The 13,989-nt window shown below is 69.7% G+C and carries 14 protein-coding genes, 1 tRNA gene and 1 pseudogene; 5 read left to right on the forward strand and 11 right to left on the reverse strand.

Features of this window, described 5'->3' with window-relative positions:
- Positions 1 to 190: 190 nt before the first annotated feature.
- Positions 191 to 958 carry a response regulator transcription factor gene (locus tag OG841_RS27025; protein ID WP_328639123.1) on the forward strand — a complete coding sequence of 256 codons (768 nt, stop codon included), beginning with the start codon at positions 191 to 193 and terminating at the stop codon, positions 956 to 958.
- Here the strand turns inward: OG841_RS27025 and OG841_RS27030 are convergent.
- On the reverse strand, positions 917 to 1,414 hold the full coding sequence (locus tag OG841_RS27030; RefSeq protein WP_007382615.1) for a MarR family winged helix-turn-helix transcriptional regulator: 498 nt from the start codon (positions 1,412 to 1,414) through the stop codon (positions 917 to 919). The two genes, OG841_RS27025 and OG841_RS27030, sit on opposite strands and share 42 nt — an antisense overlap.
- 89 nt (positions 1,415 to 1,503) lie before the next feature.
- On the opposite strand from OG841_RS27030, the gene OG841_RS27035 reads away from it, so the two are divergent.
- The 3 genes from OG841_RS27035 to OG841_RS27045 all read left to right on the forward strand — a co-directional run bounded on the left by OG841_RS27035 (position 1,504) and on the right by OG841_RS27045 (position 2,895).
- Complete coding sequence (locus OG841_RS27035; RefSeq protein WP_328639122.1) at positions 1,504 to 2,304, forward strand: trans-aconitate 2-methyltransferase; 801 nt, start codon at positions 1,504 to 1,506, stop codon at positions 2,302 to 2,304.
- On the forward strand, positions 2,304 to 2,657 hold the full coding sequence (locus tag OG841_RS27040; RefSeq protein WP_328639121.1) for a VOC family protein: 354 nt from the start codon (positions 2,304 to 2,306) through the stop codon (positions 2,655 to 2,657). The genes OG841_RS27035 and OG841_RS27040 overlap by 1 nt, the downstream gene beginning before the upstream one ends.
- A 64-nt stretch (positions 2,658 to 2,721) precedes the next feature.
- Positions 2,722 to 2,895 carry a CsbD family protein gene (locus tag OG841_RS27045; protein WP_328639120.1) on the forward strand — a complete coding sequence of 58 codons (174 nt, stop codon included), beginning with the start codon at positions 2,722 to 2,724 and terminating at the stop codon, positions 2,893 to 2,895.
- Between the two features lie 68 nt (positions 2,896 to 2,963).
- On the opposite strand, the gene OG841_RS27050 is transcribed toward OG841_RS27045, so the two are convergent.
- Together OG841_RS27050 and OG841_RS27055 are read right to left on the reverse strand one after the other, a co-directional pair.
- Positions 2,964 to 3,644 carry a TetR/AcrR family transcriptional regulator gene (locus OG841_RS27050; protein WP_057610408.1) on the reverse strand — a complete coding sequence of 227 codons (681 nt, stop codon included), beginning with the start codon at positions 3,642 to 3,644 and terminating at the stop codon, positions 2,964 to 2,966.
- Positions 3,641 to 4,651, reverse strand: a complete 1,011-nt coding sequence (locus OG841_RS27055; protein ID WP_328639119.1) for an acyl-CoA desaturase — start codon at positions 4,649 to 4,651, stop codon at positions 3,641 to 3,643. Before OG841_RS27055 ends, OG841_RS27050 begins: the two co-directional genes overlap by 4 nt.
- Positions 4,652 to 4,958: 307 nt before the next feature.
- Between OG841_RS27055 and ppc the strand changes: the two genes are divergently transcribed.
- Positions 4,959 to 7,700: a phosphoenolpyruvate carboxylase gene (gene ppc, locus OG841_RS27060; protein ID WP_328639118.1), complete on the forward strand. Its 2,742-nt coding sequence runs from the start codon at positions 4,959 to 4,961 to the stop codon at positions 7,698 to 7,700.
- Between the two features lie 63 nt (positions 7,701 to 7,763).
- On the opposite strand, the gene OG841_RS27065 is transcribed toward ppc, so the two are convergent.
- The 8 genes and pseudogenes from OG841_RS27065 to OG841_RS27100 all read right to left on the reverse strand — a co-directional run bounded on the left by OG841_RS27065 (position 7,764) and on the right by OG841_RS27100 (position 13,981).
- Entirely contained in the window at positions 7,764 to 8,453 is a 690-nt protein-coding gene (locus tag OG841_RS27065) for an LPXTG cell wall anchor domain-containing protein (RefSeq protein ID WP_328639117.1), read from the reverse strand.
- 137 nt (positions 8,454 to 8,590) lie between these two features.
- Positions 8,591 to 9,094 (reverse strand): hypothetical protein, encoded by a 504-nt coding sequence (locus OG841_RS27070; RefSeq protein WP_328639116.1) that lies wholly within the window; start codon positions 9,092 to 9,094, stop codon positions 8,591 to 8,593.
- 52 nt (positions 9,095 to 9,146) lie between these two features.
- The gene (pth, locus tag OG841_RS27075) at positions 9,147 to 9,749 is read right to left on the reverse strand and encodes an aminoacyl-tRNA hydrolase (protein WP_328639115.1); all 603 of its coding nucleotides are present in this window, start codon (positions 9,747 to 9,749) and stop codon (positions 9,147 to 9,149) included.
- A gap of 124 nt (positions 9,750 to 9,873) precedes the next feature.
- Entirely contained in the window at positions 9,874 to 10,467 is a 594-nt protein-coding gene (locus OG841_RS27080; protein ID WP_328639114.1) for a 50S ribosomal protein L25/general stress protein Ctc, read from the reverse strand.
- Positions 10,468 to 10,652: 185 nt separating this feature from the next.
- A complete protein-coding gene (locus tag OG841_RS27085; RefSeq protein WP_266563665.1) occupies positions 10,653 to 11,633 on the reverse strand; it encodes a ribose-phosphate diphosphokinase in 981 nt (326 codons plus the stop codon).
- A 75-nt stretch (positions 11,634 to 11,708) separates the two neighbouring features.
- Positions 11,709 to 13,157 (reverse strand): bifunctional UDP-N-acetylglucosamine diphosphorylase/glucosamine-1-phosphate N-acetyltransferase GlmU, encoded by a 1,449-nt coding sequence (gene glmU / locus OG841_RS27090; RefSeq protein ID WP_328639113.1) that lies wholly within the window; start codon positions 13,155 to 13,157, stop codon positions 11,709 to 11,711.
- A gap of 115 nt (positions 13,158 to 13,272) precedes the next feature.
- A tRNA-Gln gene (locus tag OG841_RS27095) sits at positions 13,273 to 13,344 on the reverse strand.
- A 23-nt stretch (positions 13,345 to 13,367) separates the two neighbouring features.
- Positions 13,368 to 13,981: pseudogene (locus tag OG841_RS27100) on the reverse strand (hypothetical protein).
- Between the last annotated feature and the right edge of the window lie 8 nt (positions 13,982 to 13,989).

Consider the following 13,989-nt stretch of genomic DNA (forward strand, 5'->3'; position numbering starts at 1 on the left):
CGGTGCTGATCAGGGGGGCGAAACAGTCGGGTACGGCGCCCGAAGTGGGGGTAGCAGTTCTTGCGCGGCGACGGCCGTGCGGCCATCGTGCTTCGTGTGTCGTACCCGCGGCCGTGTCGTCTCCCGAGTCGTCCTCAGACGATGACGATGGGTATCCCCTGCTCTTCGAGAGCTTGGGGAAGGGGGTTTCGTGGTTCGTATCCGAGTCCTGGTCGTCGACGACCATCGCATCTTCGCCGAGTCGCTCGCCGCCGCGCTGGCGGCCGAGCCCGACGTGGAGGTCTCCGCGGCCGGCAGCGGTCCCGCCGCGCTGCGCAGTCTGGAGCGCGCGGCCGCCGAGGGCCGCCGTTTCGACGTGCTGCTCGTCGACGCAGATCTGGGCGGCAACGTCCAGGGCATCAGGCCCGCCGTGTCCGTACAGGACGGCAACGAAGAGGGGCTGGTCGACGGCATATCGCTGGTCGCCGGGGTCCGTACGGGGCAGCCGGCGGTCCGCATCGTCGTGCTCGCGGAGAAGGACGACCCGCGGCGGGCCGCGCTCGCCCTACAGGCCGGCGCCTCGGGCTGGGTCGCCAAGGACTGCTCGCTGTCCCGGCTGCTCACCGTCATCCGGGGGGTGCTGCGGGAGGAGACCCATCTGCCTCCGGCCCTGCTCACCGGCGTGCTCAGGGAGCTCACCGCCGCCCGCAAGCACCGCACCGAGAGCGAGCGGCTGGTGGAGTCCCTCACCCCGCGCGAGCGGGAGGTGCTGCGCTGCATGGTGGCCGGGCTCGGCCGCAAGGCGGTCGCGGAGAGACTGTTCCTCTCCCCGCACACCGTGCGCACGCACATGCAGAACGTCCTCGGCAAGCTGGGCGTCCACTCCACCCTGGCCGCCGTCGCCCTGGCGCGCCGCGCGGGGGTGGGGCCGGCGGACCTAGCCGGGGATGTTGTCGAACGGGGCGGTCAGCTGGCGTAGCAGCCCGGCCAGTTCCCCGCGCTGGGCGCGGGAGAGCTCCGCGAGGATCGCGCGTTCCTGTTCCAGCAGACCGGCGAGGGCCTGGTCCGCGCGGTCCTTGCCGTCCTCCGTGAGCCTGACCAGCACCCCTCGCCGGTCGCTCGGGTCGGGCAGCCGCTCCACCAGGCCCTTCTTGGCCAGGCGGTCGATGCGGTTGGTCATCGTGCCCGAGGTGACCAGCGTCTGTGTCAGCAGCTGTCCGGGGGAGAGCTGATACGGCGTCCCCGCGCGCCTGAGCGCGGTCAGCACGTCGAACTCCCAGGGCTCCAGGCTGTGCTCGGCGAAGGCCAGCCGGCGTGCCCGGTCCAGGTGCCGGGCCAGTCTGCTCACCCGGCTGAGCACCTCGAGCGGTTCCACGTCGAGGTCAGGGCGCTCCCGGCGCCACGCAGCGACCAGCCGATCGACCTCGTCCTCCATGACGATCAGTGTAGTGGTTGTGTCGATGTGAAGTCTCTTGATATCAAGTCTCTTGACATCAAGATAACTGGGCGGGGAAGGTGGGGGACATGACGACGCCCACCTGGGACCCCACCCAGTACCTCCGCCACGCGGACCACCGCGCCCGCCCCTTCACCGACCTCCTCGCCCGGGTCCCGGACCTGCCGGGGGACCCGCCCCTGATCGCCGACCTGGGCTGCGGCCCCGGCAACATGACGGCCGTGCTCGCCGCACGCTGGCCCACGGCCCGGATCACCGGCTACGACAACTCGGCCGAGATGCTCGACAAGGCGCAGGTCGAGTACGCGGGCCCCACCTCCGGCGGCGGGCACCTCGACTTCGCCCACGCGGACGTGCGCACCTGGGCGCCCTCACGGCCGTACGGCCTCATCGTCAGCAATGCGACGCTGCAGTGGGTGCCGGGGCACGTAGAGCGATTCCCCGACTGGATCGCCGGTCTCGCACCCGGCGGCACCTTCGCCTTCCAGGTGCCCGGAAACTTCGACTCACCGAGCCACCGGCTGATGCGCGAACTCGCCGGGTCCATGGGCCTCGCGGAGACCCTGCGCCACGACGACGCCGTGCTCGCGCCCCAGGCCTATCTGGCGGCGCTGGCCGACCTGGGCTGCGAGGTGGACGCGTGGGAGACGACGTACGTACACCTGTTGCAGGGCCGGGACCCGGTCCTGGACTGGGTCAAGGGGACCGGACTGCGGCCGGTCCTGACCGCCCTGGCCGACGACCCGCCGGCCAGGGAGGAGTTCGTGGGCGCCTACGGGGCGGCCCTGCGCGAGGCGTACCCGGCGGGGCCGCACGGCACGCCGTTCCCGTTCCGCCGCATCTTCGCCGTCGCCCGCAAGGGGCGCTGATGCTCGCCGCCGTGCACCACGTGCAGCTCGCCGCGCCGACCGGCTCCGAGGACCTGCTGCGCGCCTACTACGTCGATGTCCTCGGCATGACCGAGATCCCCAAGCCGCCGGTGCTCGCGGCTCGGGGCGGGTGCTGGTTCCGGGCGGGTGCGGTGGAGCTGCACCTGGGGATCGAGAACGACTTCCGACCGGCGAAGAAGGCCCATCCGGGGCTCGAAGTCACGGACATCTCGGCGTACGCCGCCCGGCTGGAGGCGCACGGCGCGACGCTCCGCTGGGACTCCGGCCTGCCGGGACGCCGGCGCTTCTTCTCGTACGACCCCGTGGGGAACCGGCTGGAGTTCCTTGTTTGACCGGGGCGGTCCGGGTCACCCGCTGTGATGTCAGCGGAGTCGACCAGCGCTGGGAGTGAGACCGGTGGCAGGAGACCAGAAGGCCAAGGGCAAGAAGGAACAGGCCAAGGGCAAGGCCAAGGAAACCGTGGGCCGTGCGGTCGGCAACGAGCGCATGGAGGCCGAGGGCCGCATGGAGCAGTCCAAGGGCGACGCGCGCCAGGCCAAGGAGAAGGCCAAGGACACCTTCAAGCACTGACGCCGCGAAAACGTACGACGGCCCGTGCACCCAGGGGTGCACGGGCCGTCGTACGTTCCGGTGACGGATCAGCTCTTCCTGCGGCCTATCAGGCGCGGCTTCGCCTCCAGCCCGTCCAGGCCGTGCCACGCCAGGTTCACCAGATGCGCCGCCACCTCCGCCTTCTTCGGGCGGCGCACGTCCAGCCACCACTGGCCGGTCAGGGCGACCATGCCTACCAGGGCCTGGGCGTACAGGGGGGCCAGCTTGGGATCGAAGCCGCGCCTCTTGAACTCCCGGCCCAGGATGTCCTCGACCTGCGTGGCGATGTCCGAGATCAGAGAGGCGAAGGAGCCCGTGGACTGGGGGATCGGGGAGTCACGGACCAGGATGCGGAAGCCGTCCGTGTACTCCTCGATGTAGTCGAGGAGAGCGAAGGCCGCCTGTTCGCACAGTTCGCGGGGGTGGCCGGCGGTCAGCGAACTCGTCACCATGTCCAGCAGGCGCCGCATCTCACGGTCCACCACCACCGCGTACAGGCCTTCCTTGCCGCCGAAGTGCTCGTACACCACCGGCTTCGAGACGCCCGCCTTCGCCGCGATCTCCTCCACCGACGTGGCCTCGAAGCCCTTCGAGGCGAAGAGCGTGCGCCCGATCTCCAGCAACTGGGCGCGGCGCTCGGCCCCCGTCATCCGGGTGCGCCGGGCACGCCGCGGCTTCGCTTCGTTGCTCGGGGTACTGCTGGAGTCGGTCGCCACGGCGTCCATCATGCCGCCTCGACGGCCTCCTTCTGGCGCCGGGAGCCGTCCCCGTCGGTGTTCCGGCGGGAATCGATACGCGAGCGTGACGGCCAGCGCACGTCGTACGCCCAGCCGAGCATCTCGAACCAGCGGATGAACCGCGCCGAGGAGTCCAGCTGGCCTCGCATCACCCCGTGCCGCGCCGAGGTCGGGTCGGCGTGGTGCAGGTTGTGCCAGGACTCACCGCAGGACAGCACGGCCAGCCACCACACGTTGCCCGAGCGGTCCCGCGACTTGAAGGGCCGCTTGCCGACCGCGTGACAGATCGAGTTGATCGACCAGGTCACGTGGTGCAGCAGGCAGACCCGGACCAGCGAGCCCCAGAAGAACCCGGTGAACGCACCCCACCAGGACATCGTCACCAGCCCGCCGATCACGGCGGGGAGGGCCAGCGAGAGCATCGTCCAGAAGATGAACTGGCGCGAGATCGCCCGGATCACCGGGTCCTTGACCAGATCCGGCGCGTACTTCTCCTGCGGGGTCTGCTCCTCGTCGAACATCCAGGCGATATGGGCCCACCACAGGCCCTTCATCAGTGCAGGGACCGTCTCCCCGAACCGCCACGGCGAGTGGGGGTCGCCCTCGGCGTCGGAGAACTTGTGGTGCTTGCGGTGGTCGGCCACCCACCGCACCAGCGGCCCCTCGACCGCCAGCGACCCCATGATCGCCAGCGCGATGCGCAGGGGCCGCTTGGCCTTGAAGGAGCCGTGGGTGAAGTAGCGGTGGAAGCCGATCGTGATGCCGTGGCAGCCGAGGTAGTAGAAGAAGACCAGAAGGCCCAGATCGAGCCAGCTCACACCCCAGCCCCACGCCAACGGCACCGCCGCGAGCAGGGCGAGGAACGGAACGGCGATGAAGAGGAGCAGCGTGATCTGTTCGAGCGAACGCTTCTGCTCACCGCCCAGCGTCGCGGAGGGTGGTGTCGAGCCGTCGGTCGCCTTCGGGGCGTCTGCGATCACATCGGAGCGCGTGGTCATGGGCGTCCCCTGTGGGGTTTCGAGGATTGGAGACAGGTGCCGGGCTGCGGGAATCCTTTCCCGGTTCCGTTACGACGGTCCCTACGGTTCCGTAACCTACGGCGTCGTAAGTATGGCAGCGCGGCGCCCGGCGGCAAGAGCCCGAGAGTCTGCGCGTCCGCATGGACACCTATCCTTGGAGTCGGTCGGACAGCGCGGTCCGCTCTGATTTCTTCCCGGATGTCCGGCCCGTATGCGGCGGCTGCCGCAGGACCGCACCCCGGGTTCCCCTCCCGGACGAGCTTCAACACTGCAAGGAGCCGCACCTGTGAGCAGTGCCGACGACCTGACCACGAGCGCCACGTCGACCAGTAGTGAGCTGCGCGCCGACATCCGCCGGCTGGGCGACCTCCTGGGCGAGACCCTCGTCCGCCAGGAGGGCCCCGAGCTGCTGGAACTCGTCGAGAAGGTGCGCCGCCTCACCCGTGAGGACGGCGAGGCCGCAGCCGAGCTGCTGCGCGGCATCGAACTGGAGACCGCCGCCAAGCTGGTGCGCGCCTTCTCCACCTACTTCCACCTGGCCAACGTCACCGAGCAGGTCCACCGCGGCCGCGAACTGCGGGCCAGGCGCGCCGCCGAGGGCGGTCTGCTCGCGCGTACGGCCGACCGCCTCAAGGACGCCGACCCCGAGCACCTGCGCCAGAGCGTCGCCAACCTCAACGTCCGCCCGGTCTTCACCGCCCACCCGACCGAGGCCGCGCGCCGCTCGGTGCTGAACAAGCTCCGCCGGATCGCCGCGCTCCTGGAGACCCCGGTCATCGAGACGGACCGCCGCCGCTACGACACCCGTCTGGCGGAGAACATCGACCTCGTCTGGCAGACCGACGAACTCCGGGTGGTGCGCCCCGAGCCCGCCGACGAGGCCCGCAACGCCATCTACTACCTCGACGAGCTGCACGCCGGCGCCGTCGGTGACGTCCTGGAGGACCTGACGGCCGAGCTGGAGCGCGTCGGCGTCAGGATCCCCGACGCCACCCGCCCCCTCACCTTCGGCACCTGGATCGGCGGCGACCGCGACGGCAACCCCAACGTCACCCCCCAGGTCACCTGGGACGTCCTGATCCTCCAGCACGAGCACGGCATCAACGACGCCCTGGAGCTCATCGACGAGCTGCGCGGCTTCCTGTCGAACTCCATCCGCTACACCGGCGCCACCGAAGAGCTCCTGGAGTCCCTGAAGGCCGACCTGGAGCGCCTGCCGGAGATCAGCCCCCGCTACAAGCGCCTCAACGCCGAGGAGCCGTACCGCCTCAAGGCCACCTGCATCCGGCAGAAGCTGGAGAACACCAAGACCCGCCTGGCCAAGGGCATCCCGCACGAGGACGGCCGCGACTACCTCGGCACCAGTGAGCTCCTGAGCGACCTGACCCTGATCCAGACCTCGCTCAGGGAACACCGCGGCGGCCTGTTCGCCGACGGCCGGATGGACCGCACCATCCGCACCCTGTCCGCCTTCGGCCTCCAGCTCGCCACCATGGACGTCCGCGAGCACGCCGACGCCCACCACCACGCCCTCGGTCAGCTCTTCGACCGGCTCGGCGAGGAGTCCTGGCGGTATGTGGACATGCCTCGCGAGTACCGCACCAAGCTGCTCGCGAAGGAACTGCGCTCCCGCAGGCCCCTCGCGCCCAGCCCGGCCCCGGTCGACGCGGCCGGCGAGAAGACCCTCGGTGTCTTCCAGACCGTGAAGCGGGCCCTCGCGGTCTTCGGACCCGAGGTCATCGAGTCGTACATCATCTCGATGTGCCAGGGCGCCGACGACGTCTTCGCCGCCGCCGTCCTCGCCCGTGAGGCCGGCCTGCTCGACCTGCACGCCGGCTGGGCGAAGATCGGCATCGTGCCGCTCCTGGAGACCACCGACGAGCTCAAGGCCGCCGACACCATCCTGGAGGACATGCTCTCCGACCCGTCGTACCGCAGGCTCGTGGCCCTGCGCGGGGACGTCCAGGAGGTCATGCTCGGCTACTCCGACTCCTCGAAGTTCGGCGGCATCACCACCAGCCAGTGGGAGATCCACCGGGCGCAGCGGCGGCTGCGTGACGTGGCGCACCGCCACGGGGTGCGGCTGAGGCTGTTCCACGGCCGCGGCGGCACCGTCGGCCGCGGTGGCGGCCCCTCCCACGACGCCATCCTCGCCCAGCCCTGGGGCACCCTGGAGGGCGAGATCAAGGTCACCGAGCAGGGCGAGGTCATCTCCGACAAGTACCTCGTGCCCTCGCTGGCCCGCGAGAACCTGGAGCTCACGGTCGCGGCCACGCTCCAGGCGTCGGCCCTGCACACCGCACCCCGCCAGTCCGACGAGGCGCTGGCCCGCTGGGACGCGGCGATGGACGTCGTCTCCGACGCCGCGCACGCCGCGTACCGCAGGCTCGTCGAGGACCCGGACCTGCCGACGTACTTCCTCGCGTCGACGCCGGTGGACCAGCTCGCCGACCTGCACCTCGGCTCACGGCCCTCCCGCCGCCCCGGCTCGGGCGTCTCCCTCGACGGACTGCGCGCCATCCCGTGGGTGTTCGGCTGGACCCAGTCCCGGCAGATCGTCCCCGGCTGGTTCGGCGTCGGCTCCGGCCTGAAGGCGCTGCGCGAGGCGGGCCTGGACACTGTGCTCGACGAGATGCACGAGCAGTGGCACTTCTTCCGGAACTTCATCTCCAACGTCGAGATGACACTCGCGAAGACCGACCTGCGCATCGCGCGCCACTACGTCGAGACCCTCGTCCCCGCCGAGCTCCAGCATGTCTTCGCCGACATCGAGGCCGAGCACGAGCTGACCGTCCGCGAGGTCCTGAAGATCACGGGTGAGACCGAACTCCTCGACGCCACCCCGGTCCTCAAGCAGACCTTCGCCATCCGCGACGCCTACCTGGACCCGATCTCGTATCTCCAGGTGACGCTGCTCAAGCGCCAGCGCGACGCGGCGGCCGCGGGCGAACAGCCCGACCCGCTGCTCTCCCGCGCCCTGCTCCTCACGGTCAACGGCGTGGCCGCGGGCCTGCGCAACACCGGCTGAGCCCATGAGCACAGCGGTGCCCCCGAGCCGGTCGGCTCGGGGGCACCGCTTTTCGGATCTGCGTCAGGCCCGGCGCCGCCTGACGACGAGGTAAGCGCCGGCCGCCAGCAGCGCCGCCGAGACACCCGAGAGCAGGCCGACGGGAGCGCCGTTCCCGGTCTCCGCGAGGTCACCGGTGGAGCCCTGCGCGGAAGCGGAGGCGGACGGGGAGGAAGAGGCCGACGGGGAGGCCCCGGCCTCAGCGGATTCGCTGGGATCGGCGCTGGGAGAGGCGGAGTCGCCCGACCCGGGGGTGCCGGAGGCCGACGCGGTGGGCGTGGCCGTCGTACCGCCGCCGCCTTCCTCGTCCGCGCAGTCCGTCCAGAACACCTTGTGCTTGGCGGCGCCGTTCTCGCCCTCGAAGTTCCAGAACAGCTTGTAGTGGCCGTCCGGCAGTGACAGGTCGTCCGTACGGCCGTGGCCGTCGGTGTCCAGCGTGATCTCGCCGGACTTCACGGTCTCGCCCTTGACGTCGGCCGTCGGGGCCCAGGCCTCGATGTGCCAGTCGACTTCCTGGACGGCGTCGAAGCCGAAGGCGTCGAGGTAGAAGGTGCAGACGTGCGGCTCGTTCTTGCGGAGCTCTTCGCCCGTGGTGGCGTCGTGGATCTTCACGGTTCCGTTGTCACCGTGAGGGGTGGCGTGGGCGACCGGTGCGACCAGAAAGGCCGCCGAAGCGACGGCGCACACGGCGCCGACGCGGGAGAGGGTACGCATGGGGCAGTAGTCCATCTTCGAGAGTCAAACGGGAAGATGTGGAGGGGGCGGCTCAGCTTCCACCGTGATTGACCTCTGGTCAATCACGAACAGACAACACTCACGTTCTCCATAGAGGCGGAGAACACCGAAAGCTGTCAGATGGCCACGAAAGCCGCCGTGAGCAGCGCGATCCCCGACCCCGCCAACACCCACGCGAACCGCGTCCTGCGCAGCCCGCCCGCCACGACCACCGACGCGAGCAGCAGCGCCCCGCCCATCGGCACCCAGGAATACAGCACCCCGGCCGGCCCGGACCGTACGACATCGGCGCTGCCGGGCTTCACCACCACCGTGTAGGTCCGGCCCTTCCGCACGGCCACCGTCTTCTCGATGACGACCCGGCCCCGCGCCTGCGACCCGTGCGACAACGGTGTGTACGGACCACTGCACACGTCCTGCGCACACCGCGCCACCTCGATCGTGCCGCGCTCCCGCCCCTTGGTCAGCATCACGTACTGCGCGCTGCCCCAGGACGCCCACACCCCCGCGATCAGGATCAGCACCGTGACCGCCCCCATCGACGCGAACCGACCGAACCGCAGCGCGGCGACCGAGGTCCGGCGGGAGGTGAGGGCTGTGGCAGGCATGGCCGGGATCATTGGCCATGGCCCTGCGGGTGGTCAACTCCGTCCCGGTCACCGGGCGGACAAGTCAGGAGTTGTACGTGCTTTGCGCCCGCTCGAGACCCTCGATCACCAGAGCCTCCACCGCGTCGGCCGCCCGGTCCACGAAGTAGTCGAGCTCCTTGCGCTCGCTCGACGAGAAGTCCTTCAGCACGAAGTCCGCGACCTGCATACGGCCCGGAGGGCGACCGATCCCGAACCGCACCCGGTGGTACTCCGCCCCGAACGCCTTCGTCATCGACTTCAGCCCGTTGTGACCGTTGTCCCCGCCGCCCAGCTTCAGCCGCAGGATGCCGTAGTCGATGTCCAGCTCGTCATGGACGGCCACGATGTTGGCGACCGGCACCTTGTAGAAGTCCTTCAGCGCGTTCACCGGACCGCCGGACAGGTTCATGAACGACATCGGCTTCGCCAGGACCACCCGCCGGTTCCCCGGCCCCGGCGGCCCGATCCGCCCCTCCACGACCTGGGCCTGCGCCTTCCCGGCCCGCTTGAAGCGGCCCCCGACCCGCTCGGCCAGCAGGTCGGCCACCCTGAAGCCGACGTTGTGCCGATTGCCCGCGTACTCGGGCCCCGGATTGCCGAGGCCGACGATCAGCCAGGGGCCGTTGGCGGGGGTAGTCACGTCCATCTCTCCTCTGCACATGCCGCAGCCGCCGCCCCCTGGACAGGGGCGACGGCTGGAGCGTATATCGCTACCGCGGTGCCGCGGCGCCGGGGAAGCGGCGGCACGACAGCTACGGCCGGACCGTCGGTCAGGCCTCGGCGGCCTCGTCGCCCTCGGCGGCCTCGCCCTCGGACTCCTCGGCCTGCGCGGCCAGGACCTGCAGGACGACGGTGTCACCGTCGACGGCCAGCGTGGTGCCCTTCGGCAGGGTGATGTCCTTGGCCAGGACGGAGTCGCCGGCGGCCAGGCCCTCGACGGAGACGGTGACCGACTCGGGGATGTGCGTGGCCTCGGCCTCGACCGGAAGCGCGTTCAGGACGTGCTCCAGCAGGAAGCCGCCCGGGGCCAGCTCGCCCTCGGTGTGGACGTAGATCTCGACGTTGACCTGCTCGCCGCGCTTGACCAGCTGGAGGTCGACGTGCTCGAGGTAGCCCTTGATCGGGTCACGCTGCACGGACTTCGGGATCGCCAGCTCGTTGGTCTTGCCGTCGATGTCCAGGGCGATCAGGACGTTCGACGTACGCAGCGCGAGCAGCAGCTCGTGGCCCGGGAGGGTCAGGTGGATCGGGTCGGAACCGCGACCGTACAGAACACCGGGAACCTTGTTGTCACGGCGGATACGGCGGGCGGCACCCTTGCCGAACTCGGAACGGGTCTCGGCGACGATCTTGACCTCGGACATGCGGATCACTCCTCGTGGAAACAGCGGCGGACGTGGTCACCCGGCCACGAACGGCCTGCTACGAAGAGCGCGTCGATAACGGACCGCCGACACCTGCGCGAACAGGTACGGCCTCCCTCGCCGAGCAACTGGAGCAGTCTACTCGGAGAGGGAGGCCGTACCCAAAAGGATCTTCTGCAGAACCCTTACTGCTCGTCGAAGAGGCTCGTCACCGAACCGTCCTCGAACACCTCGCGCACCGCGCTCGCGATCGTCGGCGCGATCGACAGGACCGTCATCTTGTCCAGGTCCCGGCCCAGCTCACCCGGCGTCGGCAGGGTGTTCGTGAACACGAACTCGCTCACCCGGGAGTTCTTCAGCCGGTCCGCGGCCGGCCCGGACAGCACACCGTGCGTGGCCGTCACGATGACGTCCTCCGCGCCGTGCGCGAACAGCGCGTCCGCGGCGGCGCAGATCGTGCCGCCCGTGTCGATCATGTCGTCGACCAGGACACACACCCGGCCCTTGACCTCGCCCACGACCTCGTGGACGGTCACCTGGTTCGCCACGTCCTTGTCACGCCGCTTGTGCACGATCGCCAGCGGCGCACCCAGCCGGTCGCACCAGCGGTCCGCGACCCGCACCCGGCCCGCGTCCGGGGACACGACCGTCAGCTTGTCCCGGTCGACCTTCCGGCCCACGTAGTCCGCGAGCAGCGGAAGGGCGAAGAGGTGGTCGACCGGCCCGTCGAAGAAGCCCTGGATCTGGTCCGTGTGCAGATCGACGGTGAGGAGGCGGTCCGCACCCGCCGTCTTCATCAGGTCCGCGATCAGCCGCGCCGAGATCGGTTCACGGCCGCGGTGCTTCTTGTCCTGCCGCGCATAGCCGTAGAACGGCACGATGACCGTGATGGAGCGGGCCGACGCACGCTTCAGCGCGTCGATCATGATCAGCTGCTCCATGATCCACTGGTTGATCGGAGCCGTGTGACTCTGGATCACGAAGCAGTCCGCACCGCGTGCCGACTCCTGGTAGCGGACGTAGATCTCGCCGTTCGCGAAGTCGAAGGCCTTGGTCGGGACGACCCCGACACCCAGCTGCTGGGCGACCTCCTCGGCAAGCTCGGGGTGGGCGCGGCCGGAGAAGAACATCATCTTCTTCTCGCCGGTCGTCTTGATCCCGGTCACAGCTGTCTCCTCAGAGGTGTTTCAACTGGGTGTGCAGTTATCACGGTACGACGACTTCGGCGCACCTGTTTCCGGTCAGTCCTCGCTCGCGCCCTCCCGGGAAGCCGCCTCGGCAGCCTTCGCCGCCGCGCTCCCCGGACGCTTCCGGGCCACCCAGCCCTCGATATTCCGTTGCTGGCCACGGGCCACGGCCAGCGAACCGGGCGGCACATCCTTCGTGATCACCGACCCTGCGGCGGTGTACGCGCCGTCCCCGACCGTGACAGGCGCCACAAACATGTTGTCCGAACCCGTGCGGCAGTGCGACCCGACCGTCGTGTGGTGCTTGTCCTGACCGTCGTAGTTCACGAACACGCTCGCGGCACCGATGTTCGTGTACTCGCCGATCGTCGCGTCACCGACATAGGAGAGATGCGGGACCTTCGTCCCCTCCCCGATGCTCGCGTTCTTCGTCTCGACGTACGTCCCGATCTTGCCCTTCGCGCCCAGCCGGGTGCCGGGGCGGAGATAGGCGAACGGTCCCACGCTCGCGTGGTCGCCGATGTGGGCGCTGTCGGCGACGGTGTTGTCGACGCGTGCCCCCGCTCCGACGTGCGTGTCCGTGAGGCGGCTGTGGGGACCCACCTCGGCGCCCTCGCCGAGGTGCGTGGAGCCGTGCAGCTGCGTGCCCGGGTGGACGACGGAGTCCTGGCCGAAGGTGACGCCGACGTCGACCCAGGTGCTGGCAGGGTCGACGACCGTGACGCCGGAGAGCATGGCGCGGGTCAGCAGCCGGTCGTTGAGGATCCGCCGTGCCTCGGAGAGCTGCACACGGTTGTTGATCCCGGCGATCTCACGGTGATCGACGGCGACGGAAGCGCCGACGCGGTGCCCGGCCTCCCGGAGGATCCCGAGAACGTCGGTGAGGTACTCCTCGCCCTGGGAGTTGTCGGTCCGCACCTTGCCCAGCGCGTCGGCGAGGAGCTGCCCTTCGAAGGCGAAGACGCCCGAGTTGATCTCGCGGACGGCCCGCTGCGCCTCGGAGGCGTCCTTGTGCTCGACGATCCCGGTCACCGCACCGGACACCGCGTCCCGCACGATCCGCCCGTACCCGGTCGCGTCCGGCACCTCGGCGGTCAGCACGGTGACCGCGTTCCCGTCCGTGGAGTGCGTGGCGGCAAGGGCGTTGAGGGTCTCGCCGGTCAGCAGGGGGGTGTCCCCGCACACGACGACGACGGTCCCGTCGACACGGCCGCCGAGCTCCTCCAGCGCCATCCGTACGGCGTGCCCCGTGCCGTTCTGCTGCGCCTGCACGGCCGTCCGTACGTCGGCGTCGGTGTCGGCGAGATGAGCGGTGACCTGCTCCCGGGCGTGCCCCACGACCACGACGAGGTTCTCGGGGTCCAACTCGCGGGCGGCGGCGAGCACATGCCCGACGAGGCTGCGGCCACAGATCTCGTGCAGGACCTTGGGTGTGGCCGACTTCATACGGGTGCCCTCACCCGCTGCGAGAACGACGACGGCTGCCGGGCGAATGGCGCTCACGGGATGCCCTTCGGCTGTGGAGGGGGTGGGGTGACATCCGCAGGATACCGGGGCGTTTCTCGGGGGACATGAGAGTGGGCCCTGACAGTGCTGTCAGGGCCCGACCAGGGTGCGGCTCCCCCGCCAGGACTCGAACCCGGACAGATGGCACCAAAAGCCACAGTGCTGCCAATTACACCACGGGGGAACAATTTCGGCTAAACCAGACATTCAGTCAGGCTGCCGAGTGGCGGCTCCTACTATGCCGTACCAGGTGCCCTCCATGCGACGGTACAGATCGGCGCTCTGCCGGACGTACATCACGAGGCAGCCGTGATAGGTGTCTCCGGTGTTCTTGCGAACCGTCCGGGGGTTGTGCCGTTTCAGAGTTGCTCTGCTGAATGCTGACGTGTCGACACCGGCGACGTCGGCCCAGAGCCTCTCGGCGGCCTCCGTGTCTGCGGTCTCGTGAATGCTGACGCGCAAGGTCAGGCGCTCCCGTTGCACTCCCAGGAGCTCGCGGTCCGTCAGTTCGCCGACGGCCGCTTCTGCGGCTGCCTTGGTCGCTTGACGCTCTTGGTCGTCTTCCGGTGTTCACTTGGGCTCCGGGGTCGGCAGATCCCGCACCCGAAGCGACACCGAGCTGAGCACCCCAGCTCCGTCTGGATCCGGCCGTACGTCCAGCCCGGCGTCCGTAGTTCTCGCGCCCTCTTGCGTAGATCGTCCTTCGCTCGCGGCCGTTTCGTCCATTCCGGAGGCGGCTCACTCTCGACGAGGCGCTGAAGAGCGACCGCCTGCCCGCGCAGACTCTCGAAGTCCGCGTACGTGTCATGTGGATGTGCCATACGCGTAC

This window comes from Streptomyces canus, from assembly GCF_041435015.1.
GTDB classification, from domain to species: domain Bacteria; phylum Actinomycetota; class Actinomycetes; order Streptomycetales; family Streptomycetaceae; genus Streptomyces; species Streptomyces canus_G.

What these genes read in the sequence shown, in the direction of transcription:
- OG841_RS27030 (WP_007382615.1), bottom strand. Translation starts at nt 1,414, where the DNA reads ATGGAGGACGAGGTCGATCGGCTGGTCGCTGCGTGGCGCCGGGAGCGC.
- OG841_RS27035 (WP_328639122.1), top strand. Translation starts at nt 1,504, where the DNA reads ATGACGACGCCCACCTGGGACCCCACCCAGTACCTCCGCCACGCGGAC.
- OG841_RS27040 (WP_328639121.1), top strand. Translation starts at nt 2,304, where the DNA reads ATGCTCGCCGCCGTGCACCACGTGCAGCTCGCCGCGCCGACCGGCTCC.
- OG841_RS27050 (WP_057610408.1), bottom strand. Translation starts at nt 3,644, where the DNA reads ATGATGGACGCCGTGGCGACCGACTCCAGCAGTACCCCGAGCAACGAA.
- OG841_RS27055 (WP_328639119.1), bottom strand. Translation starts at nt 4,651, where the DNA reads ATGACCACGCGCTCCGATGTGATCGCAGACGCCCCGAAGGCGACCGAC.
- OG841_RS27065 (WP_328639117.1), bottom strand. Translation starts at nt 8,453, where the DNA reads ATGCGTACCCTCTCCCGCGTCGGCGCCGTGTGCGCCGTCGCTTCGGCG.
- OG841_RS27070 (WP_328639116.1), bottom strand. Translation starts at nt 9,094, where the DNA reads ATGATCCCGGCCATGCCTGCCACAGCCCTCACCTCCCGCCGGACCTCG.
- pth (WP_328639115.1), bottom strand. Translation starts at nt 9,749, where the DNA reads ATGGACGTGACTACCCCCGCCAACGGCCCCTGGCTGATCGTCGGCCTC.
- OG841_RS27080 (WP_328639114.1), bottom strand. Translation starts at nt 10,467, where the DNA reads ATGTCCGAGGTCAAGATCGTCGCCGAGACCCGTTCCGAGTTCGGCAAG.